Raw genomic sequence first — 21,023 nt, forward strand, 5'->3', positions numbered from 1 at the left:
CGCACGGCCTTCTCTCGCACCTCGGCTGGATAGACATTCGGCATAAGGATTACCTTCCCAAGAAAGAAGGTGCGCATCAAACCCGGGACGATTCACAGTTCCTCCGGAAGCCGCCCGGCCAGCGGTTCGAGCCCCAGCCGAGCCAGCGCGGTCCTCGCCCTCGCCCGAGCCGCGGTGTCCGAGCGGCCGGCCAAAACCTGAGGGAGCGCCACGTTTTCTGTGACATCGAGGGCCGGAATCAGGCTCGGGGCCTGAAAGACCACCCCGATGCGGGTGCGGTCGCGGCGGGGATCGGCGCCCAGCCCCGGCCAGGAAATGTGCCCCGCGCTGGGGGCGTCGAGGGCCGCGAACAGGTGGATCAGGGACGATTTCCCCGAGCCGGACGGGCCGGTCAGGGCGATGCGGGCACCGCGGTCGATGTCGGCGCTCACGGAGTCGACCGCCATCCGCGCGGTGCGGCCGGACCCGAAGACCCTGCTCAGATCCCGGCACCGCAGCAACGGCCCGGCTGCGGCACTCCCCGGGAGGGTGCTCATCACAGCACCCGGCCGTCGACCAGTTCGATCACCCGGTCCGCCCTCGCCCGCACCGCCGGGCTGTGACTGGCGACCAGCACCGCCGCCCCGTCCCGGCACCGTGCCCGCAGGAGTTCGAGCACCTCGTGTTCGGTTGCGGGATCGAGCTCCCCGGTCGGTTCGTCGGCGAGGACCACAGCGGGATTGTTCGCCAGGGCGACCGCCAGCCCGGCCCGGGCCGTCTCGCCACCGGACAGCGAGGACGGATACGAATCGGCCACCTCAGCGAGCCCGAGCCGCGACAGAAGATCAGGCACCGGCACCCGGCGGACAGGAGCAACCAGTCGGCGTATCAGGTGCACGTTCTGGGCTACAGTCAGGTGCTCGAACAGGTTGTCCTGCTGAAACAGCACCCCGATATGGTCGGCGCGGAGTCGGGCGCGGACAGTCTCGGGTCGATGGCTGAGCGCTTGCCCGTGCACGCGCACCATGCCGCCGTCGGGCTCGTCCAGACCCGCCAGACACGCCAGCAGCGTGGACTTACCAGATCCCGAGGGGCCCGCGACGGCGACCATCTCACCCCCGCCAACCCCCAGCGACACTCCGCGCAACGCCAGCGTCTCCTCGCCGGCGGCGCGGTAGAACCGGTAGAGCTCCACGGCGGTGATCACCCCAACCCCGGGGTCGGCGGTCACGAGGTCCACCGGAAGGAATCGGTGACCGTGCGCCACGGATCAACGTTGTCCGCCCCGACCGGAGCCGACAACGTCAAGGTCACCAGCTGGCCGTCGCGGAAGAACTCGTACCGCTCCACCTCATCCGTGACGGACTTCCCCGAGACGGGATTGGTCGGCCCGGCGATCCGGTAGGTCGCCTCCACCGCAGTGCCGGCCGGCCGGGTCACCGACGTCACGGTGCCCGCCACATATCCGGCGGCAGAAGCGAACTGCTGATCGACGTCCTGGTGCACCGCGGTCTCGGACGGGGCCGTCGCCGCGAACCCTGAATCGACGGTAATCGCGTTCAATTTGTCGGTGAACGTCACCGCCGGCCCCGCCGCCGTCATCTCCCACCCCTCGGGCACCTTGACCGCGAACCCGGGAAACGGGGTCACCTCGACAAAGGCCTGATCGTCCGGAATGTCGCCCGGCGCGGCCACATCCGGTCCGGGAGTGGTCGGGCCCGCACCCGAGCAGCCGGTCACCAGGGTCGCCGTGACAACAAACAGGGCGGCACCCATCGGCAGCGTGGCCACGCAACGATCTCGTGCACTGCTCATCGATGCCTCCCATCTGCGGTGCATCCACCATCAGGGTGCGCGGACGATGCTGTGGACACGCTGAGAACCATCCACCTACGTCCCCACCCAGTGGCAGCAGGCTGAGCAGCTGTGGGGCCCGCAGGCGCGATGTGTCGGGCATTTCAACGTGCGCCGACAGCACGACGGCCTTGCCGTGCTCGTCCCGCTTTCGTCTCCCGCTTTCGTCCGGTCGCCGTCACCGCCTCTCAGCGTGCCCTCAGCAAGATCCCCCTACGGTCAGGGTCATGACCGAGTCAACGAAGTCTGCTTCCGCCACGACCCGGCGTGTGATGCTGAGCAAGGTCCCCGAGATCACGGTGTGGTTCTGGATCATCAAGATCCTGTGTACGACCGTGGGTGAGAGCTTCGCCGACTGGATCAACATGACCTTGGGTCTCGGCCTGAACATCACCGCGCTCATCTTCACGGTAATACTGGCCGCGGTCCTGGGATGGCAGTTGCGCCTGAACCGCTACGTGCCGTTCGTCTACTGGCTGGCGGTCGTCGTGCTCAGCGTGACCGGCACCCTCTACACCGACATCCTCACCGATAACCTGGGCGTCCCACTCGCGGTGAGCACGAGCGTCTTCGCGGCGGTCCTGGCCGTCGTCTTCGGTGTGTGGTTCGCCCGCGAGCGGACACTGTCGATCCACAGCATCGTCACGACGCCGCGAGAGGTGTTCTATTGGCTCGCAGTACTGGTCACCTTCGCCCTGGGCACAGCAATCGGTGACTGGGTACTCGAGCTCACCGGCTGGGGACCCGGCACCTCGGTGCTCCTGCCGGCCGGGTTGATCGTCTTGATCGCGATCGGCTGGCGACTCGGCGCGAACGCCGTGCTCTCCTTCTGGCTGGCGTACATCCTGACTCGCCCGCTGGGTGCGAACCTCGGCGACTGGCTCGCGTCCCCGTCGACCGATCACGGACTCGGTTGGGGTACCGCCCTGACCAGCGTGGTCTTCCTTCTCGCGATCCTCGCCACGGTCGTGTACCTCACGCTCACCCGCAGCGACGTCATCGAAGAGCACGAACGGACTTTCACCGCGACCGTGACCACCACACCGGGCCGCGAGCGGCTCATGCTCGGGTACTACGCCGTCGTTGCCGTCGCCACCGGCGCCCTGCTCATCTGGGCCGCCGGGCAGCCGCACGCAACCACGGCGAGCGAGGAGGAAACCGGCACCGAGCCCGTCACCGCGACACTCACCCCCGGGCAGCTGACAGCACATTTTCCGCCGGCAGAGATCGCGACATTCCGCACCATCGCCGAGGACACGGTCGCGAAAGTGCAGGCCGGCGACCAGACCGGCGCGACCGCCCGGATCACGGACCTCGAAACCGCGTGGGACGACGACGAGGCAACCCTACGCCCCCTGGACGCCACCGCCTGGACCGTCCTCGACGGGCGGATCGACAGCGTCCTCAAGGCGCTGCGGGCGAGCACACCCGACCCCACGGCCGAGAACCAGACTCTCACCGCACTGTTGACCGAACTTCAGTGAGACATCCGCCAAACGTATGCACGTAGGTCGCGGCTGTCGTCACGCACGGACATAGCGAAGCGAGCTCCGGCACCCGAAATTCGCACTCAGACTTCGCAGGGTCTCGATGTCCATGGTCACTCATGCTTTGTGCGCACCCGCCGACACCATCGTCCGCCGGCGGCGGCGTGAATGCCCGTTTTCGCTGACAGCCGTTCGAATTCTGGGGCGATAGAAGGACGATTTCAGCGTCGGTACGCGGCCCAGGACATCGCAAATACTACATATGCGAGCAACATTGCCAGCGCTGCCACGACGACCAGGACCACGCGACACAACGTCACTTTCCTTGACCCGCCCCGCCCCCGGATGCGTTCTCTCCTGTCCGTGTCGTCCGGGAGACGGATGATGCCCACGGCGCCGCTCTTGATCCTCATCGTTTCCCTACTACGGCGGCGAACCGGGTGGGCGCGGTCCGGTGTTCCATTCTGGCCCAGGCCGCCTCGGCGGAGAACGGTCCGAATGTGCAACACGCCCCATCGTGGCGGTCCACTTCGACCACCCAGTACTCGGTCACCTGGAGGGATGCTACGGCGTCGACGGCGGTATCAGTCATCGGTGCTCCTTTGCAAGAGTGAAGCCTCGCGATTATGTCAAGATCCAGTGTCCGCCGACGCGAGCGTGCAGGACGAGCGTCGGCCTGCTCATGCGCAACACCGTTTACGATCCCCATAACTCTCAGCACATCGACGAACTCGACGCGGTACACCACCACCTCCACCCGAGAGGCCGGAAACTCGACATCACCGGGTCCATCCAATGCCGATGCCAACCCGCCCCGGCGCGGTGACCACCGAGCACATGCCGATGCACCACCTTCCCATTCCGCCTCGTCCGCGTGCCCGTGCCGGTCTACGATTCGCCACGCGACACTCGGCGCCGTCCCGATGGTGCTCCTGCGCGTCCACTACCGACTGTCCCGCCTCCCTTCCAGTGAGTCGAGAGCCTCGCGGTCACTCATCTCGACGAGCAGGAGCCGCTCCGATCCCGTGCGCGGCCCCCAGTTACGTCACCCGGCCGATCCTCTTCCATGGTGTTCCGCGGGAAATCCAGTTGATCGTGGGTGTCGGGTTCTGCGGCGGGTACACCACCTTCAGCACCGCGAGTGTCGAGACCTGCGGCTGATCCAACGGCAGAAATACGCCGCAGGCGTCGTCAACGCGGTCACCTTCCTGACGGTGACCGCGTCGCCGCCGGCGGTGCCGATCTCGCCCTGGCTGCCGGGGTGTGAGGAGACGACCATGACCGACAACGACAACCACCCGACGCGGGAGACGCTGCGGGACTGGCGCACCCCGCTGCGCGTCGACGGCCCCGCTGCCCCCATTCCGGCGGTGTGCCATCTGGTGGTCGGCTTCGACCGGCATCCGGCCAGCCACGCCGCCCTGACCTACGCCATGGATCTCGCCGGCCGACTCGAAGCGTTTCTGCACGTCGCGCACATCGTCGACATCGACGACATGCCCATCGAACCTGACCGCGACGACTGGGAACAGCGCTTCGCCGACGCCGTCGAGCAGGAGCGGACCGAGGCCTGCACCATGCTGGCCACACTGCCCGGGAACTGGGCGTACTACTCGAGGGAGGGGAACCCGGCGCAGCTGCTGACCACGATCGCCGAGGCGAACGAGGCCCTGATGATCATCATCGGCACCTCCCGCGGCGGGGTGATGTCGCTGATGGAACGGTTCATTGGCGAATCGGTGTCCTCGACGCTGGTCCACCACGCCCGCCGCCCGGTCCTGCTGGTCCCCGTCCCCCGCCAGGAGCATCGGTGACGCCGCCCGACCCCACCGAGGGGACCTCCGCACCGCGGAGGACCGCTCCGGTCCCGCCCGGTCCCGGCGGGGACGGAACCGGGTAGGCGCGCCCGCCGATGGTTGCGTGGCGGTTCGTGGTCGCGTTCGGCACGATCAGCGGCCTCGCACCAGTCGGCGAACAGTGCCCAGTCGTGTCGATACCGGCGCGGCACCACCAGCTCCGAGCTGTCACCCACCGATTGGGTGACAGTGGCAGCGTCGACGTACGTGCTCAGAGGCCGATCTCGGTGACGGCGATCCCCACGAGTGGGGCGTGTTCGCGGGCGTAGAGCTCCACCATCGCCGGAGTGGTGTGCCCGGTCTGCCTCATGATCGCGTGCGCGTCGGCGCCATTGCGGAACGCTTGGGTGACGAACCCCGCCCGCAGCGAGTGCGCACCGAGCTGCGCGACCGCGTTCTCGTCGTAGCCGGCGGCCTGGGCATGCGGCGGCGGATCGCCGCATGCACCGACGCCCCCGACAACCCGGTGCCGGAGAGGTTGCCGTTCTTGGCGATCGCCCGGAACAACGGTGCCCGGGCCCGCATGCGCGGCAACGCAGATCGGCAAACATGGCCCTCGAACGGTAGGGCGGTGCGCAGCAACCGGATCGCCCCGGGACGGCCGGCGACATCGTACGCGACGACGACCTGCGCCCACCGCACATACGCACACGGCGGGCAACTGCGATGGCTAGTGGTGAACGGCAACGCCCGCACCGTTCCGACGCCTTCCTGGTCGGTCTTCGACCGCCGCAACCGCACGTGCACCCCATCGAGCCGCTGCACGGTCACGTCCCCGCAGGTGAGGGCGACGAGTTCGCTGCGCCGGAACGCCCCCGCGAAGCCCATCAACAAAATTGCCGTGACACGGAGCGGAGGAGCCCCGACGGCCCGCAGAACCTCGATGTAGGTTCCGCAACGCGGTGTCACCTTCCAAATTTCATGTCACTCGCGTGTCACTTTCGAGGATTCGTGTCACTCGGGACCACTGGATGCGTGCTCAGGACCGGGACATGAGGGCCGGTCCCGATGCGTTCGGTGCTCAATCAGGACCGGGACTGCGCAGCGAGCTTTGCGATGTCGGCGGCGTAGACGGTGGTCCAGTGCGGATGCAGCCGGTAGTAGACCACGTCGTTGTCCCAGTCGAACGAGTCTTCGCCGTAAAAGGTCTTGAAGTAGGCGAGCAGGTCCGGCCAGTCTGCGGCCGGTTCGCCGTCCTGCGGGTTGAGGATCTCCACCGTGCCGTGCGTGAACACGCCCAGGTCCTCCCCGCGCATGTGCGCGACGCTGACGGCGGGCCGGGCGGCGAGGTGGTGGGCCTTGGCCGCCCCCCGCGCCGTGCCGAAGTGCCACTTTCCGTGCAGGAAATGCCCGTCCACACCGCTGATCCGCGGTTCGCCCTTGGCTGTGACGGTGGACAGGGCGAGGGTGCACATGCCGGTGATCACCTCGGTGAGCTGCTCTGCGGTCAGTGTGCGCTCGGTGTTGATGATCGAACGCAGATGGGTGGTGGAGCGGGACAGGGAGGCGTCGAGGAGGGCCTGGAGTTCTGTGAGCTCTTCTGACGTTTCGCGCATGGAGGTCCTTGTCTGTGGTTGGTCGATCCTGGGGCCGGTCCACGTCCGCGATCGGCGCCGAACGGTGGAACCATGCTCGCACCAAGACCCTGACATCCTGTGTCAGGGATTTTCGTCCGTCCTGCGGGGCGCCGGAACTCATCCGGGGTCAGCTGGCCGACGGTTCGAAACGTCCAAGTACGACCTTCACCGACCCTCGCCGGTCAACGATCGGGCTACAGGACGACATCGAGGACAGTGAGTCAGTGCGGACGCTCGAAAGGAAACATTCGCCTCGTACAAGGCGCTTCGTCCTGCGCTCCGGATCGCATCTCACCACGGTGGTGATTGTCCCATTTCCATACCCGGTTCAATTCTGGACTGAGTCTGGTTATTATTTCCGCATGGCAGGGCTTCGCGAGCGCAAGAAGGAACAGACGAGGCAGCGGATCACCGCTGTGGCATTGCAGTTGTTCGCCGAGCGCGGCTTCGATGCCGTGACGGTCAGTGACATCGCCGAGGCCGCCGAAGTCGCCAAGGCCACCCTCTTCACCTACTTCCCCAGCAAGGAGTCGCTCGCGCTGCAGGGTGTGGGACAGGAGAACCTGGCCGAGATCGTCGCCCGGCGGCCGGCAGGGCACTCCCCGCTCGAGGCGCTGCGGGCCCACTACGAGGCGTTCGCGGCCGGGCAGATGGCCGCGACGGACCGGGGCGACGTGCTCGCCCAGATGCGCGTGATCTTCGACAGCCCGGCGCTCAGCGGAGCCGCGAACGCCCTGCTCTACCAGCAACGCCGGGCCCTCGCCGACGTGCTGGCGCAGGAGTACGGGCAGACGGCGGCCACACTGGTGGCGGCGCAAATCGCTGCGACCATGCTCACCCTCCGGGAGTCCTTCTTCCACCTCCTGGCCGGCGGCGCATCATCACAGGAGTCGATCCGCGCCCTGGCCGAGGACACCGAGCTCGCCTTCGCCCTGCTCGAGCACGGCGTCGGTCACCTGAAGCATCACCCGAAGGGGCAGTGACGTGCGCGCACGGGGCATCAACTACGACACCGGGTTCCTCCCGGGACAGGACCTCTCCCGCACGACCTTCACCCACGAAGCGGTCCAGCATGACATGGCGGTGATATCCGACGAGCTGCACTGCGATGCCGTACGCGTCTCCGGCGGTGATCCCGAACGGCTGAGCATCGCCGCCCGCTGTGCGGCGGCCGCCGGCCTCGAGGTGTGGTTCGCCCCGTTCCCCGTCGACCTTCCCACCCACTTGCTGCTGCCGTTCTTCGCCGAGTGTGCCCGCCGGGCCGAAGCCGTACGACGAAGCGGTGCCGACGTGGTGTTCGTCGCGGGCTGTGAGATGAGTGCGTTCTGCGGCGGCTTCATCCCGGGTGACACCTACGGCGACCGCCTGCGGGCCATGGCCGAGGCCGACATGCAGTGGTGGAACGGCCTCGGCCCGGTGCAGGAACGTCTCAACGACTTCCTCGCGCACGCCGCCGAGACGGTGCGCGTGCACTTCGGCGGGCGCATCACCTACGCCTCGGCCCCCTGGGAGTTCGTGGACTGGCGTCCGTTCGACCTCGTCGGCATCGATGCCTACCGCGCCGCCTACAACGCCAACACCTTCCGGTCCGAACTGCGGGAACACCTCGCACACGGCAAGCCCGTCGCGGTGACCGAGTACGGAACCTGCGCCTACCGGGGCGCGGGCGAGCGCGGCGGTACGGCCTGGCAGGTGCCCCGCGACGCGGTGCCGGACGAGGACGAGCAGATTCGCTACCTCACCGAGCTGCTGGACATCTTCGAAGAGGAAGGGGTGGACACCGCACTCTGGTTCACCTTCGCCGGTTACCGCAGGCTCGGAGCCTCGGATCTCGGCTCCTACGGCGTGGTCCGCATGCTCGACGAGACCCGTTGGGAACCGAAGAAAGTGTTTCACGCGATGGCGGTCAGGCACCGCCGCGGCTGAAACGACCCGGCACCCGCCGCCGACTGCGCCAACGGTCAACACCTACATTTGCGTAGCGTGCCCGGAAAGGTGCGAAGCCCCTGACACCGATCTGTGCCGGCGCTTCTCGTGACTGCAGAGCGAGGTCCGGGCGACTCCGGCCGGCCGGCCGCTCATGACCGTCGACCGGATCCACCTAGAGCAGGTGGTGATGCTCGGCCGGGACCGTCGCGGGCACGGTGGCGGGTGTTGCCGCCCCAGCCGCGAGGGCGGCGTCGAGAGACCTGATGGCGGCCCGTTCGACCAGCAGTGGGACGAAGTCCCGGATCCGGCATCCGTCGAACCGGTGATGAGCGGTGTCGACCATCTCGGCGACCAGGTGCGGATCGACGAACTGATACCGCCGGACCAGTAGTGTGCGCACCGCGTCGACATGCTGCCTTTCGGTGACGTCCATGACCAGAATTGTCCTCCTCCGCACTCCGTGTGGAGGGGCCTTTCTCACCGCCCTCCGGGTGGAACGCGGGCTCGGTCAGCGCCGAGTGTCTGGGTCGCCGGGTTGACGTGTTGACCGGCGGGCTGCACGATGTGTCGCTGGCGTCGGCATCGGAGTGGCCTCGCACGGCAGCGCACCCGCCCGCGGCGCCGCCGACGTCGTCGTCGACCCGGAGAGCACCGGCACATTCGGTCTCGGCCAACCCGATCTGCCGAGTAATCCCCGTGCCCGAGGGCAACATTCCCGCCGCCGGTCGTTGACTGACCTTGCCGGCATCGGCCTTCTCAGGGGCATCTCAGACCGTTGCCGCATACTCGGCCGATGTTGGACCGCCAGTCGCATACGGTCGAACCCGCTCGCATTCGGGGCGCTTCCCGATGATCATGGGAATCGAGAAGCCCGGTGTGTCCCTGCGGGCCCGGGTGAACCTGCTGACCGCGACGCTGGCCGCGGCCGCGGTCTTCGTGTCCGTCGTAGCGATCTACTTCGTGACCGAGCAGTCCCTGCGCGCGCAGGTCAACGACCGGCTCAGCGCCAAGGTCGATGTCCTCGCCGCCAGCGCGGCCTCGGGTGCCCCGCTGGCGTTCTTCGGGCTCGGGGGATCACAAACGCTCGAGGTCGCGTTGATCACCGCGGCCGGGGATGTCATCACCGTCGGCGCCCGCGACGCTCCCTTCGACGACCGGGACGCGTTGCGTACCGGCCCGGAGATGGCGGTGGCGCAGGGCCGCGGATCCGGCACCAGCCGCGAACTCGCGGGCTACCAGGTGCTTGCCCGGAAGCTGCCCAACGGGGAGACCCTGGTCGTCGCCGAGTCCCTGCAACCGAGTATATGCAGATGCTGAACAAGCTCCTGCTCGCGCTGTCCTCGCTCGGCGCCCTGATCATCGTCCTGTCCGTGTTTGCGGCTTCGGCCGCGATCAGCACCGGGTTGCGGCCGGTGCGACGGCTCGTGCTCGCCACCGAACGGATCACCCGCACCCAGGAACTCCAGCCCATACCCGTGCACGGTGACGACGAACTCGCCCAGTTCACCCGAAGTTTCAACGTGATGCTCAAGGCGTTGACCCGCTCCCGTGACCATCAGCGGGCCTTGATCGTCGACGCCGGCCGCGACCTGTTCACCCCGCTGACCGCGCTGCGCACCAACCTCGAACTGCTGATCATGGCCAGCGACAGCGCAGTGCCGACGCTCAGTGACAGCGAACGCCAGGCACTGTCGTCGGACGTCATAGAGCAGATCGGACAACTCTCCCGAAGTGTCGGCGAGCTGGTGGACCGGGCCCGCGCGAGCGATCTTGCCCGCGGGACCGCACCACCCCCACCGAAGCCGCCGGCATATATTGACGCCACAGCCAGTTGCGGCATCTGACCAGCTGGTCGGCAATTCCGTCACCGCCAACGTCTGTTGGCGCACTCGCCTCCCTCACCCGGTCGTGCGAGGGTGGCACCTCATCGCCGAGATCACCGCCAAGACCGGTCTGACCCGGTCACACCCGACCAGCACCTCGTCGATCGAATCGGGCGGAAACACCCTGGTCAACACGCCAGCGAGATGCGATCAAGAAACCACTGATCGGTTGGGCGTAGCCCTGTCAGTTTCAGAAGTGGGCGGCGACCGGTTCACCGTTGACGGAGAGCGTCCCGGTACCCCCGCACCGGGCGTGCCGCCCATCGGCGGTCGAGGACATCGCCGGGGGCGAACTTTTCACACCTTGGTGAGGCGTTTTCACCCCTGGGGTGGCTGTTCGCGCCGGGCGCCCGGCGCGATGCTGATACGGCGGTTACACAGCAACACGTTTCTCGACAGATCAGGGAGACGCAGATGTCCGGCGCCGATCACACCGTGCTCGAGGGCGCCGAGGTCGACACCCCGGCGCGAGGGACCCGTGGCGAACAGGTCATGCAGGAGGAGCTGGGAACCGAGTGCCGCGCGGAGCGGTTCTATGCCCACCAAATGTGCCGGGTTCTGCATCCGGCGATGATCGAGTTCATCGACAGGATGGAACTGCTCTTCATCGGGACTGCGGCAGCAGACGGTTCGTGTGACGTCTCGCTGCGGGCGGGACCGCCCGGCTTCATCCATGTCTTCTCCCCCAACCTGATCGGATACCCCGAATACCGGGGCAACGGGGTGATGGCCAGCCTGGGCAATATCGTCGAGAACCCGCACATCGGATTGTTCATGGCCGACTTCGCCGACGACCTGATCGGCCTGCACGTCAACGGAACGGCGCGCATCGTCGCCGACGACGAACTGCGCCGCACACAGCCGGGTCTGCCGCTCGAGCGGGTGCGCGATCGCGCCGCCGAGCGGTGGGTTCTGGTGCAGGTCGACGAGGCATATATCCATTGCCGCAAGCACATACCGCAGATGGTGCCCGTCTCCCGCGACCGCGATTGGGGCACCGACGACCAACGACGCAAGGGCGGTGACTATTTCGGGGTCGCCGCCGAGCGCAAGGATCATCCATAGAGAGGGTCGAAGAGCTCGTCGCTGCCACTCGCCTTGCCGGTCGTGGGGCATGAGGTGAGCTTCATGCAGGCGCGGGTGCGCGGCGTTCGACGGTGAGTCGGCCGACGAGTTTTCCCGACGGGTTGCGGTCAGGAGCTGGAATGTCGCAATTCAAGCCCTTCTTCACGCAGGTGCAGTCCCACTACGACCTGTCCGACGACTTCTTTCGGCTGTTCCTCGATCCGAGCATGACCTACAGCTGCGCCTACTTCCCGCGCGAGGACACGACGCTCGAACAAGCGCAGCGGGCCAAGATCGACCTCTCGCTCGGCAAATGCGACCTGCAGCCGGGCATGACGCTGCTCGACATCGGCTGCGGCTGGGGCTCGACCATGCTCCGCGCCCACGAAAAATACGATGTCAACGTCATCGGCCTCACCCTCAGCGACAACCAATACCGGCACGTCACCGAACTCCTGTCAGGTCTGCCGGGGACGCGGACCGCCCAGGTCCGCCTGCAGGGCTGGGAGGAGTTCGACGAGCCGGTGGACCGCATCGTCAGCATTGGTGCCTTCGAGCACTTCCGCCGCCACCGCTATGAAGCGTTCTTCAACAAGTGCCGGGACCTGTTGCCCGCGGATGGACGGATGTTGCTGCACTCGATCATCGCCTACCAGCGCGGCACCCTGGAGAAGATGGGCATCCCCATCACCGAGGCCTACGTGCGCTTTGCCGTCTTTATCGTTCGAGAGATCTTTCGGGGTGGTCAACTGCCCGAACCGGACTGGGTGACCGCCCCGGCGGAACGGGCGGGGTTCGGTGTCGACCAGATTCAGCCGCTGCAGTTGCACTACGCGCGCACGTTGGACCGGTGGGCAGCCGCGCTCACCGCCCGCCACGACGACGCCGTGAAGATCGCCTCGGAAGAGATCTATCAGCGGTACATGAAATACCTGACCGGCTGCGCCGACCAGTTCCGCAGCGGACGCGTCGACGTCATGCAGTTCACCCTGGTCAAACATGGTTGAGCTGGTACTCACCCAATTTGTCGGATTCTGAGCGAGCCGACCTGTGGATATTCACCGAAGCGACGGACAACTCGCGTGTGATTCATCCGCCGTTTCGTCGTCCACGCGCTCGCGAATCGCTGGGATCGGCGCCCCGGTGAGGGACAATCTCCGCATGCCGAAAGTGCGGTGGCGCGAGGCGCCCGAGGAACACGATTACCCGGCGGCTGCCGCGTACCTGGATCTGCTCACCTCCCGGGATACCGTCGAACGTATCGTCGCGGGTTTGAGGACGGCTCCGGTCACACTCCACAAGGCCAAGGACATCCTGCGCGCCTCGCGGCTGCGGTTGCTGCCTCCGGACAACGCGCATGTGGCCGCCGACCTGCGGAAGATCGAAGACGGCACACCCCTTTCACCCATCCTGCTCGTGCGTGGCGATCTGGCGGCAGGCACCGCACTCGAAGTGGCAGATGGTTATCACCGCGTGTGCGCGAGCTATCACACCGATGAGAACACGCAGATTCCGTGCCGGCTGACGAGCTTGCCGCCGACGAGCTGAGGTCCACCGATGTCGTTCGAGATCCTCGCCCTGATCTCGGCAGCCGCCCTGGCCGGGCCCTTACTCGCGGTTCGTCGGGAGTGGCACCTGCCGGTGATGCTCGGTGAGTTGCTCGTAGGGATTCTTCTGGGCACGACGGGTGTCCGATTGATCCACCCAGAAGATCCCACCTTCACCTTTCTCGCGGACATCGGATTCGCGCTGATCATGTTCGTTGCCGGCACCCATGTACCCGTCCGCGATGCCACCATCCGGCCGGCTCTCGCACAGGGCACCGCGCGGGCTGCCATCGTCGGGGTCCTCGCGGCGGCAGCCGGGTTCGGGATCGCCCGGGCATTCGGCACCGGCCATGCGGCCCTGTACGCGGTCCTCATCGCGTCGTCGTCGGCCGCCCTGGTACTTCCGCTGATCGACTCGTTGCGGCTCGAGGGCACCCCGGTAGTGCAGACCATGGCCCAGGTCGCGGTCGCAGACACCGCGTGCATCATCGCTCTTCCACTCGTGATCAACCCCGCCCAGGCCCCCCGCGCCGCGATAGGTGCTGCCGCCGTGGCCGCGTCGGCGGCACTGTTCTACACGTTCCTGAAGTATGCAGACGGCCGCGGCTGGCTGCACAGTCTGCACCAGGAATCGAAGGACCGCCGCTTCGCGCTGGAGCTGCGGATCAACCTCGGCGTGCTGTTCGCCCTCGCGGCGCTGGCCGTTCACACCCACGTATCGATCATGCTCGCCGGTTTCGCGCTCGGGCTGGCCGTCGCGGGCGTGGGCGAACCGCGGCGCCTGGCCAAGCAGCTGTTCTCGATCACCGAAGGGTTCCTCGGTCCCCTGTTCTTCGTGTGGCTGGGCGCCTCGCTGAACCTGCGAGACCTCCGCGCGCACCCTTCGCTGATCCTGCTCGGCGTCGCGCTCGGACTCGCAGCGGTTACCGTTCACTGCGCGATACGGCTTCTCGGGCAGCCACTGGCCCTTGCCGCATTGGCCTCGGCTCAGCTGGGTGTCCCGGTCGCGGCGGCGACCATCGGAGAGCAATCGCATATCCTGCAGCCCGGTGAACCCTCGGCGCTGATCCTCGGTGCCCTCGTCACCATCGGCAGCACCACATTCGCGGGCGCAATGGCGGCACGCCAAGGTTTCGCTTCGCCCTCCGCTGCGAAACCGGGCCAAGGACCAGAGCGCCGGTGATCACCACGGTCCGAAAACGGTCGATATCTTCAGTCCGTCCCCGGCCGTCTTTCATGTAGACGACGGGGCGATCCAAGGGTGGATACTGCGTGGTGGACAGGTCACTTTCACCGAGATCCACGACGCAGACGCGGCGGCCGATGCCACTGCTACTGCCTAATGTCAGAATTGACAGGCCATCGGCAGAGACGGATCAATCTGGCTAACAGCACAGTTCGCAGTGCGGTCCCAGCGCTCGCGAGTGGCTCGCCATGTGCGCAGCCCGGACAAGCCCCACACGACTCGCCGGCCTGGACCCGTTGTGGACACAATCCAAGACGCAGAAGTCCAGCTCAGTGGTGCCACCGCCACAGCGACTGAAGATAACGACCGATTTTGAAACGCTCGATCAGACACCCTCATCCAGCTGCCGATCGGGTGGAGGTGTCAGTTTCAGAAGCCGAGTGCACATTCTCCAGGTAAACAATTACTGGATGGTCGATTCAGACGCATGAATGGACGAACCAATCCATGCGCCCCCCAATCGGATAGATGCAGTCGACCTGGGACCCGCCATCCCCGATGCCACAGGGCGGTCCGATCAGGACTGCTGCCCCTGTCTCTGCTCGATGATCCATGCCGCAATCCCGGACAGCACGCTCAGCGCATGCAACGCCTTGATCCGTTCCATGCTGGGTTCGCGGTCCTGAATGGCGAGAAGTTGCGCGAGCCACCGCATCCCCTCACGGAGCCTGCCCCGCACCAGCCAGTACGGGTACAACGCCGCTGCCATGCGAAGTCCCGCATCCGCCTCTCTTGGGCTGGTCAGGCAGAACTGTAGCGATGCAAGGATGTTGGGTTGTTCGGCGTCGAGACGCGCGATCCAAGTCTCCTGCTTTGAACTGATCCAGTCGACTTCCGCCCGCAGCACCACGTGCTCGTACCAGTTCCGGTGTCGCCGCAAAAGCGATCCGAACTCGCCAGTCTCCTGCAACCGTTCCGTCCCGTAGTCGCGCAGCGTCTCTAGCATCCGGTACCGCACCGCTCCGCCGATCTCTTCCCGGATCAGGATCGATTTGTCGATCAGCGAACCCGCCACATCCACAACCTGGTCCCCCGCTGCGGTGTCGGTACAGATGGCTTCGACGGCGTCGAGTTCGAAGCTGCCCGAGAATATAGCCAGCTTCCCCCACATCGCCCGTTCGGCCCGAGTACACAACTCGTGGCTCCAGTCGATGCACCACTGCAGAGTTTGCTGCCGAGCCGGCGCCCCGCGACCGCCCGACGTCAACAGGCCATAGCGGTCGGTGAGCCGTTGCAGTATCTGCTCTACTGACATCGATCGCAGCCGCACAGCCGCCAGTTCGATCGCGAGCGGCAGGCCGTCGAGGCGTCGGCAGATCGTCGTGACTACATCCTGATTGTTCTCGGTGACGGTGAAGCCGGGGACCACTGCGGCCGCGCGTTCGGCGAACAGGATCACCGCCTCGTAGTGGCTGAGCCCCCCACTGACCGCCGACTGTTGGTTCGGTTGCGGCATCGTCAGGGGCGGCACCCGAAGCGTGGCTTCTCCCCCGATGCCGAGAGGTTCCCGGCTGGTCGCAAGAATCCGAAGTTCCGGGCAGGCGCGGAGCAGGGTTCCGGCGAGGTCAGCGACAGGTTCGACAACGTGCTCGCAATTGTCCAATACGAGCAGCAGTTTCCGCGCCGCGAGGTACTCGACGAGCAGTGCCTCGGGTGCGGTCTCCCGACCCTCGCGCAATTTCAGTGCCGATGACACGGCGTCGACGACCGCGTCTGGGTCGTGCAATTCGCCCAACCCGACCGACCACACACCGTCGTCGAACGCGCGATGGGAGTCGGCGGCGACCCGCAATGCGAGCCTGGTCTTTCCCACGCCTCCGATACCGGTCAACGTCACGAGCCGCGACACGGAGAGCAGTCGGCGGACCTCGGCGATTTCGTGGCGTCGGCCGACGAAACTCGTCAGTTCGTGGGGAAGGTTTCCCACGTTCGCCTTGCCGCCGGAAGGCATGAAACCGTCACTTTCATCTCACGTACCCCTGCGACCACGGTACCCCGCAGATCGGCGCGGTACGGTTCGCGAAAGTTCGCTGGATCGGTGCTCAGCGTTCAGGCCGCGCGCCGGGTGGAGTTCGTCAGATCGTCGGCAAGTTGCGAGAGTATCGATGCTCCATACACCCGATCTAGGTTTCTGCGGCCATCGGTGAGCCGGTCCTGGTGGAACCGCAGGGCGTCGGCGAGGCTGAGTCGGTATTCGAAGGCTGACATGCGGAACATGGACCAGATCGTGGCGGATGTCGGACCGCCGAGCGGCAACCAGAGAATCGCAAAGTCGAGAATGTCGTCGTTTCGGGATTGCGGTGACATGGTCGAGCTCTCTCTTCGATCTGATTTCTTGGCCGGGATGTTTCCGGTGCTTGCTGCAAGGAGATTCGATGGTGAGGTTCGGGAGGCGATACGAGCGGCACCGACCGGTCTCGGCTTCCCTATTCCACCGGGTGCCACTGGACGGTGAGATCGTCACGTCGGCCGAAGCGCTCGAGGTGGGATCCCACCACCTGCTCGAGCTGCTGAAGTTGTTCGGCGGTCTCTGCCTCGGCCCTGAGCTCGAGGGAGGCCTCATGCGGAATGAGCAGGCAACTACCCATGGAGAGCACGATCCGGGGGCCGAGCACTTCCGCATGGAACTCGCCTCTGTGCCCGAGGTGCATGGCCAGCTGTTTGGAGTAGCGCAGGGCAGATTCAGTCGCCACTGTGGCGTGGGATGTGCAGGGACCAACCATGGTCGGTTTCCTTTTCGAGGGATGCGGGCTTAGGCGGCAAGTAGGTCTGGATGGAAATGGTGCCTGTGCCAGGCGATGAATCCGTGGCACAGGCACTACGTCATGAGGGGCGTTCCCGGCAGTGCTGCAGCAGATCTACCAGTGAATACATGCCCTCTGGCAGCCGCAGGGCCAGGCGGGTTTCCTACAGTTGTGGCGGCGTCCACAGCACGGGGTCGTCGGCGGGGGCCATCTTTGCGAGGATCACCTCGTCGAACACATTGGCGGTACCCCACTGATCCTGCTCCTCCAAGGTGGTGCCCCACACCTTGGGCGTCCAGCCGTGTTCTTCGTCGATCACCTGGAGGGCGGTGGTGTACTCCATGACGAAGCCACTCGACGGCTCCTGGAAGTACGAGTAGGTGTTGTCACCGGCGCCGTGGCGGCCGGGGCCCCACAGCGGCTGGTGTCCGGCCCGCATCATGCGGCCGGTGCCGCGCATGAACTCGTCGATTCCGTACAGTTCGAACGAGACGTGGTTCAGGCTGGTGTTCTTCGACTGGGCGAAGGCGATGATGTGGTGCCAGCGCCCGGTGCGCATGAAGCAGAAGAAGTCCTGGAGCCAGTCGGAGATCTTGAAGCCGAGGACGTCGCCGTACCATTTGATCGTCTTCTGCAGGTTTGCGGTGTTGAACACGACGTGGCTGATGAACTTCGGTCGAGACTCGCCGGCTTCGACTTCGCGGAAGATTCGCTGGTCGACCTCGGCGGCGAGTTCGATGGCGCGCCCGTCGCAGTCGAAGAAGATGCATGAGTAGCCGCCGCCGAAGTCGCCGCGGTCACCGGGTTCGTGGATGATCTGGGCTCCGCTGTCGGCGACCCGCTTGGCGAGGAAGTCGACGCCGGCGCGGTCGGTCACATTGAACGTGGTCAGTTCGATTCCGGCGACATCGTTTTCGCGGAGCTTGATGGCGTAGTTGTCGGCGCATCCGGTTCCGAAGTAGGCCTTGCCGTCATCTTTCGTGACGAGGTCGAGTTGCCAGAGGTCGCGGTAGAAGTTCGATGCGGTGGTCAGTTCTTCGACGGCGATTGTGACCGAGCGGACGTGCATGATGGGATGGACTGAGGGAAAGGACATGTCTTCTCCTGGAGCTGAACTGGGAAATGAGCGGCGTCGTCACCAGTTGGTGGCGATGTACTTCGCTTCCATGAACTCGAGCAGGCCTTCGTGCGCGCCCTCGCGGCCGAGTCCGCTCTGCTTGACGCCGCCGAACGGTGCCGCGGGGTCGGACACCAAACCACGATTGACGGCGACCATGCCGGCTTCCAACCGGCTCGCCACGGACAGGGCGCGCTGCAGATTGCCGCTGTAGACATAGGCCGCGAGCCCGAGGTCGGTGCCGTTGGCCGCGGCGACCGCCTCGTCGTCGGTGTCGAAGGCGATCAACGATGCGACCGGTCCGAAGATCTCCTCGCGCACGATCGCCGATTGCGGGTCGACACCCACCAGGACGGTGGGAGAGTAGAAGGAGCCATTCGAGATCGGCCGCTGGCCGCCGGTCAGCACCGATGCACCGTCGGCGACGGCGGCGTCGACGAGCTGCTCCACCTTGTCGACGGCCTTGTCGTTGATCAGTGGTCCGCACTCCGAACGCTCGCTGGTACCGGCGCCGACGCGCAGTGTGCCCATTCGTTGTCCGAGGCGACCGGCCACCTCGTCGATGAGCGACCGGTGCACGTAGATGCGGTTGGCCGCGGTGCACGCCTGGCCACCATTGCGCATTTTCGCGAGCATCAGTCCGTCGACCGCCTCGTCGATGTCGGCGTCCTCGAGGATGAGGAACGGCGCGTTGCCCCCGAGTTCCATTGCCGTCTTGAGGATCGAATCCGACGACTCGCGTAGCAGGGTGCGGCCGACTTCGGTGGAGCCGGTGAACGACAACGCCCGTACGCGTGAGTCGTGGAGCATGGCGGAGACGACCTGCCCGGCCCGTGAGGTGGTCACGACGTTGATTACGCCGTCCGGGACGCCGGCTTCACGGCAGATCTGGGCGATGAGCAGGCTGGTGAGTGGGGTTTCGGTCGCGGGTTTGAGTACCACGGTGCAACCGGCAGCGAGGGCGGGAGCGATCTTGCGTGTCGCCATCGCGGCCGGGAAGTTCCACGGGGTGACGAGCACGGCTACGCCGATCGGCTCGTACTCGACGAGTATGCGGTTGGCGCCGTTCGGGGAGGTGCTGAGCTGACCGACCGCGCGGACCGCTTCCTCGGAGTACCACCGAAAAAATTCGGCGGCGTATGCGGTTTCGGCCCGCGAATCGGCGAGCGTCTTCCCGTTCTCGGTGGAGATCAGTTCGGCGATGGACTCCGCGCGGTCGGTCATCAGTTCCCAGCATCGGCGGAGGATCTCCGCGCGTTCGCGCGGACTGGTGGCACGCCAGGTGGGCAGGGCGGCCGCCGCGGCGCCGACCGCGTCCAGTCCGTCCTCGACGGTGCCGTCCGGGACCGTGGCGATCAGCGCACCGGTGGACGGATTCAGGACGTCGATCGACTCCCGGGTGCGTTCGATCGGGTGTGCGCCGATGACCAACTCCCGGGGCAGGGTGGCGGAGTTGAGCGACATGAGAAGTTCCTTCTTTTCTGAGTCCGGCCAGAGTCCGGTGGCTGTCGTGGGATGGATCGACGAGGGTTAGGCCGGGTTACGGCCCACCAGGAATTCCTCGTCGAGCGAGGTGGTGACGTCGAGGCCGGCCGCGACCGCCCCGGCCCGCAACTGCTTCATCTGCCCGTCGTTGATGCGGGCCTGAGGCGCTCGCAGCGGTCCACCGTTGAATCCTGTGAGCCACCCCTGGTACTTCCACAGGTACCGCGGCACCATCGCGGTGCCTGCGAGTGCCTGACCGACCACCACCGCATCGGATTCCCGGATCGGGTGGAGTTTCCAGTAGATCTCCATCGCGTCCTCGAACTTGCCGTCGCGCATCAGGTCGAAGTAGCGGGCGACCCACGGCCCGTAGGCCTCGTAGTTCGACGTGCCCATCCACTGCATGCCGTACGCGGCGTGCCAGGCGGGCGAGTTCGACTCGATCGGGTCCATCACGATCACGTCGTTGCGGTAGCGCTCGAAGATCTGCGCGATGCCGCCGACCCCGGGACCGCCGACCTCGGTCTTGACGGCGACGACGTTCGGAATTTCGTTGATCATCCGGCCGATCAGGTCCGGGGAGAAGTGGCTCGGGTGGAAGCGGCGGAAGTTCCACAGGTGCATCGCGAACACGATGATGCCCAGATTGGTGCTCTCTGCGATCGCGCGGGTGTACTCGAAGACTTCTTCTTCGGACTTCGGGTAGAAAGTGAGCGGGTAGGAGACCAGGACGATGTCCGCGCCCAGACGCTCCGACTCGCGCACGAGGGCGATGTTGTCTTCGAGGGTGGGCAGGACCGCGTGCACCACCGTCTGGAGACCGCCGGCAGCCTCGTCGACGGCGATTTCCGTCACCTGCAGCAACTCGTCGAAGGTGGTGCCGCACTCGGCCACCAGCAGTGCCCCCGAGATACCCAGCTCCTTCTCCCGTGCGATGTCGTGCCGGATGGCGCGCTCGTTGATTCCCTTCAGATCACCGGTGAAGGTGGGCAGCAAGCATCCGCAGATGCCCTTCATGTTCGCGCGGGCCCAGGAGCGCGCGTCGGTTCGGGAGTAGCTCATGGATGTCCTTCGTTCGTGGGGGCAACGAATTCCTGCGCGGCTGGAGCTGGCAATTGCCCTGAAACCGCCCCGATCGTCCGGGCGCGAATGCGGCAGGCAGAAGATGTCTCACCCTCCATCGATGTCCAATAAGTGGATATTGGACCCGATTAGTGGATATGGCGACGGTAACACCGACCCCGTTGCCCGTCA

The 21,023-nt window shown here is 66.0% G+C and carries 21 protein-coding genes and 2 pseudogenes; 10 read left to right on the plus strand and 13 right to left on the minus strand.

The features are described from left to right. Nucleotides 1-92: 92 nt before the first annotated feature. From ACFWAY_RS36770 to ACFWAY_RS36780, 3 genes are read right to left on the minus strand one after another with little or no spacing between them, the layout of a single operon-like run. The gene (locus ACFWAY_RS36770; protein WP_378513983.1) at nt 93-536 is read right to left on the minus strand and encodes an ATP-binding cassette domain-containing protein; all 444 of its coding nucleotides are present in this window, start codon (nt 534-536) and stop codon (nt 93-95) included. After that, entirely contained in the window at nt 536-1,219 is a 684-nt protein-coding gene (locus ACFWAY_RS36775) for an ABC transporter ATP-binding protein (RefSeq protein ID WP_378514033.1), read from the minus strand. Before ACFWAY_RS36775 ends, ACFWAY_RS36770 begins: the two co-directional genes overlap by 1 nt. Continuing rightward, the gene (locus ACFWAY_RS36780; protein WP_378513984.1) at nt 1,207-1,794 is read right to left on the minus strand and encodes a hypothetical protein; all 588 of its coding nucleotides are present in this window, start codon (nt 1,792-1,794) and stop codon (nt 1,207-1,209) included. Before ACFWAY_RS36780 ends, ACFWAY_RS36775 begins: the two co-directional genes overlap by 13 nt. Before the next feature lie 266 nt (nt 1,795-2,060). Here ACFWAY_RS36780 and ACFWAY_RS36785 point away from each other — a divergent pair, with 266 nt between their 5' ends. After that, complete coding sequence (locus ACFWAY_RS36785; protein WP_378513985.1) at nt 2,061-3,317, plus strand: hypothetical protein; 1,257 nt, start codon at nt 2,061-2,063, stop codon at nt 3,315-3,317. Nucleotides 3,318-3,729: 412 nt separating this feature from the next. Here the strand turns inward: ACFWAY_RS36785 and ACFWAY_RS36790 are convergent, their stop codons facing one another. Continuing rightward, the gene (locus ACFWAY_RS36790; protein ID WP_378513986.1) at nt 3,730-3,912 is read right to left on the minus strand and encodes a hypothetical protein; all 183 of its coding nucleotides are present in this window, start codon (nt 3,910-3,912) and stop codon (nt 3,730-3,732) included. A 685-nt stretch (nt 3,913-4,597) separates the two neighbouring features. Here ACFWAY_RS36790 and ACFWAY_RS36795 point away from each other — a divergent pair. Continuing rightward, nucleotides 4,598-5,134 carry a universal stress protein gene (locus ACFWAY_RS36795; RefSeq protein WP_378513987.1) on the plus strand — a complete coding sequence of 179 codons (537 nt, stop codon included), beginning with the start codon at nt 4,598-4,600 and terminating at the stop codon, nt 5,132-5,134. A gap of 253 nt (nt 5,135-5,387) precedes the next feature. Here the strand turns inward: ACFWAY_RS36795 and ACFWAY_RS36800 are convergent. Continuing rightward, nucleotides 5,388-6,025 (minus strand): annotated as a pseudogene (locus tag ACFWAY_RS36800) (site-specific integrase); the annotation flags it as partial. 176 nt (nt 6,026-6,201) lie between these two features. Beyond that, nucleotides 6,202-6,732, minus strand: coding sequence for a pyridoxamine 5'-phosphate oxidase family protein (locus ACFWAY_RS36805; protein WP_378513988.1), 531 nt, complete (start codon nt 6,730-6,732; stop codon nt 6,202-6,204). A gap of 383 nt (nt 6,733-7,115) precedes the next feature. Here ACFWAY_RS36805 and ACFWAY_RS36810 point away from each other — a divergent pair, with 383 nt between their 5' ends. Both ACFWAY_RS36810 and ACFWAY_RS36815 read left to right on the plus strand, forming a co-directional pair. Further along, nucleotides 7,116-7,736: a TetR family transcriptional regulator gene (locus ACFWAY_RS36810; RefSeq protein WP_378513989.1), complete on the plus strand. Its 621-nt coding sequence runs from the start codon at nt 7,116-7,118 to the stop codon at nt 7,734-7,736. Between the two features lies 1 nt (nt 7,737). Further along, nucleotides 7,738-8,679 (plus strand): hypothetical protein, encoded by a 942-nt coding sequence (locus ACFWAY_RS36815; RefSeq protein ID WP_378513990.1) that lies wholly within the window; start codon nt 7,738-7,740, stop codon nt 8,677-8,679. A 175-nt stretch (nt 8,680-8,854) separates the two neighbouring features. On the opposite strand, the gene ACFWAY_RS36820 is transcribed toward ACFWAY_RS36815, so the two are convergent. Beyond that, nucleotides 8,855-9,115: a three-helix bundle dimerization domain-containing protein gene (locus tag ACFWAY_RS36820; protein WP_378513991.1), complete on the minus strand. Its 261-nt coding sequence runs from the start codon at nt 9,113-9,115 to the stop codon at nt 8,855-8,857. A gap of 416 nt (nt 9,116-9,531) precedes the next feature. On the opposite strand from ACFWAY_RS36820, the gene ACFWAY_RS36825 reads away from it, so the two are divergent. The 6 genes from ACFWAY_RS36825 to ACFWAY_RS36850 all read left to right on the plus strand — a co-directional run bounded on the left by ACFWAY_RS36825 (nt 9,532) and on the right by ACFWAY_RS36850 (nt 14,360). Then, nucleotides 9,532-9,999 carry a hypothetical protein gene (locus tag ACFWAY_RS36825; protein WP_378513992.1) on the plus strand — a complete coding sequence of 156 codons (468 nt, stop codon included), beginning with the start codon at nt 9,532-9,534 and terminating at the stop codon, nt 9,997-9,999. Further along, nucleotides 9,993-10,526 carry a HAMP domain-containing protein gene (locus ACFWAY_RS36830; RefSeq protein WP_378513993.1) on the plus strand — a complete coding sequence of 178 codons (534 nt, stop codon included), beginning with the start codon at nt 9,993-9,995 and terminating at the stop codon, nt 10,524-10,526. Before ACFWAY_RS36825 ends, ACFWAY_RS36830 begins: the two co-directional genes overlap by 7 nt. Nucleotides 10,527-10,979: 453 nt before the next feature. After that, nucleotides 10,980-11,630 carry a pyridoxamine 5'-phosphate oxidase family protein gene (locus ACFWAY_RS36835; protein ID WP_378513994.1) on the plus strand — a complete coding sequence of 217 codons (651 nt, stop codon included), beginning with the start codon at nt 10,980-10,982 and terminating at the stop codon, nt 11,628-11,630. Between the two features lie 140 nt (nt 11,631-11,770). Continuing rightward, complete coding sequence (locus tag ACFWAY_RS36840; RefSeq protein ID WP_378513995.1) at nt 11,771-12,637, plus strand: cyclopropane mycolic acid synthase family methyltransferase; 867 nt, start codon at nt 11,771-11,773, stop codon at nt 12,635-12,637. 154 nt (nt 12,638-12,791) lie between these two features. After that, nucleotides 12,792-13,178 (plus strand): hypothetical protein, encoded by a 387-nt coding sequence (locus ACFWAY_RS36845; protein WP_378513996.1) that lies wholly within the window; start codon nt 12,792-12,794, stop codon nt 13,176-13,178. A gap of 9 nt (nt 13,179-13,187) precedes the next feature. Further along, entirely contained in the window at nt 13,188-14,360 is a 1,173-nt protein-coding gene (locus ACFWAY_RS36850; RefSeq protein WP_378513997.1) for a cation:proton antiporter, read from the plus strand. Nucleotides 14,361-14,982: 622 nt separating this feature from the next. Here ACFWAY_RS36850 and ACFWAY_RS36855 read toward each other — a convergent pair. From ACFWAY_RS36855 to ACFWAY_RS36880, 6 genes and pseudogenes are all read right to left on the minus strand, one after another. Then, nucleotides 14,983-16,374, minus strand: a pseudogene (locus ACFWAY_RS36855) (ATP-binding protein); the annotation flags it as partial. Between the two features lie 98 nt (nt 16,375-16,472). Next, nucleotides 16,473-16,730 (minus strand): hypothetical protein, encoded by a 258-nt coding sequence (locus tag ACFWAY_RS36860; RefSeq protein ID WP_378513998.1) that lies wholly within the window; start codon nt 16,728-16,730, stop codon nt 16,473-16,475. Between the two features lie 119 nt (nt 16,731-16,849). Next, nucleotides 16,850-17,116: a DUF2218 domain-containing protein gene (locus ACFWAY_RS36865; RefSeq protein ID WP_378513999.1), complete on the minus strand. Its 267-nt coding sequence runs from the start codon at nt 17,114-17,116 to the stop codon at nt 16,850-16,852. Between the two features lie 214 nt (nt 17,117-17,330). Continuing rightward, entirely contained in the window at nt 17,331-18,263 is a 933-nt protein-coding gene (locus ACFWAY_RS36870; RefSeq protein ID WP_378514000.1) for a VOC family protein, read from the minus strand. 39 nt (nt 18,264-18,302) lie between these two features. Continuing rightward, a complete protein-coding gene (locus ACFWAY_RS36875) occupies nt 18,303-19,748 on the minus strand; it encodes an NAD-dependent succinate-semialdehyde dehydrogenase (RefSeq protein WP_378514001.1) in 1,446 nt (481 codons plus the stop codon). A gap of 66 nt (nt 19,749-19,814) precedes the next feature. Continuing rightward, the gene (locus ACFWAY_RS36880) at nt 19,815-20,831 is read right to left on the minus strand and encodes a dihydrodipicolinate synthase family protein (protein WP_378514002.1); all 1,017 of its coding nucleotides are present in this window, start codon (nt 20,829-20,831) and stop codon (nt 19,815-19,817) included. Nucleotides 20,832-21,023: the final 192 nt, after the last annotated feature.

This window comes from Rhodococcus sp. NPDC059968 (assembly GCF_042738615.1).
Lineage (GTDB): Bacteria > Actinomycetota > Actinomycetes > Mycobacteriales > Mycobacteriaceae > Rhodococcus_F.

Bases quoted from the DNA above. Each gene is read 5' to 3' on its own strand.
- ACFWAY_RS36770 (WP_378513983.1), bottom strand. From the start codon at position 536: ATGAGCACCCTCCCGGGGAGTGCCGCAGCCGGGCCGTTGCTGCGGTGC.
- ACFWAY_RS36780 (WP_378513984.1), bottom strand. From the start codon at position 1,794: ATGAGCAGTGCACGAGATCGTTGCGTGGCCACGCTGCCGATGGGTGCC.
- ACFWAY_RS36785 (WP_378513985.1), top strand. From the start codon at position 2,061: ATGACCGAGTCAACGAAGTCTGCTTCCGCCACGACCCGGCGTGTGATG.
- ACFWAY_RS36790 (WP_378513986.1), bottom strand. From the start codon at position 3,912: ATGACTGATACCGCCGTCGACGCCGTAGCATCCCTCCAGGTGACCGAG.
- ACFWAY_RS36795 (WP_378513987.1), top strand. From the start codon at position 4,598: ATGACCGACAACGACAACCACCCGACGCGGGAGACGCTGCGGGACTGG.
- ACFWAY_RS36805 (WP_378513988.1), bottom strand. From the start codon at position 6,732: ATGCGCGAAACGTCAGAAGAGCTCACAGAACTCCAGGCCCTCCTCGAC.
- ACFWAY_RS36810 (WP_378513989.1), top strand. From the start codon at position 7,116: ATGGCAGGGCTTCGCGAGCGCAAGAAGGAACAGACGAGGCAGCGGATC.
- ACFWAY_RS36820 (WP_378513991.1), bottom strand. From the start codon at position 9,115: ATGGACGTCACCGAAAGGCAGCATGTCGACGCGGTGCGCACACTACTG.
- ACFWAY_RS36825 (WP_378513992.1), top strand. From the start codon at position 9,532: ATGATCATGGGAATCGAGAAGCCCGGTGTGTCCCTGCGGGCCCGGGTG.
- ACFWAY_RS36830 (WP_378513993.1), top strand. From the start codon at position 9,993: ATGCTGAACAAGCTCCTGCTCGCGCTGTCCTCGCTCGGCGCCCTGATC.
- ACFWAY_RS36835 (WP_378513994.1), top strand. From the start codon at position 10,980: ATGTCCGGCGCCGATCACACCGTGCTCGAGGGCGCCGAGGTCGACACC.
- ACFWAY_RS36840 (WP_378513995.1), top strand. From the start codon at position 11,771: ATGTCGCAATTCAAGCCCTTCTTCACGCAGGTGCAGTCCCACTACGAC.
- ACFWAY_RS36845 (WP_378513996.1), top strand. From the start codon at position 12,792: ATGCCGAAAGTGCGGTGGCGCGAGGCGCCCGAGGAACACGATTACCCG.
- ACFWAY_RS36850 (WP_378513997.1), top strand. From the start codon at position 13,188: ATGTCGTTCGAGATCCTCGCCCTGATCTCGGCAGCCGCCCTGGCCGGG.
- ACFWAY_RS36860 (WP_378513998.1), bottom strand. From the start codon at position 16,730: ATGTCACCGCAATCCCGAAACGACGACATTCTCGACTTTGCGATTCTC.
- ACFWAY_RS36870 (WP_378514000.1), bottom strand. From the start codon at position 18,263: ATGTCCTTTCCCTCAGTCCATCCCATCATGCACGTCCGCTCGGTCACA.
- ACFWAY_RS36875 (WP_378514001.1), bottom strand. From the start codon at position 19,748: ATGTCGCTCAACTCCGCCACCCTGCCCCGGGAGTTGGTCATCGGCGCA.
- ACFWAY_RS36880 (WP_378514002.1), bottom strand. From the start codon at position 20,831: ATGAGCTACTCCCGAACCGACGCGCGCTCCTGGGCCCGCGCGAACATG.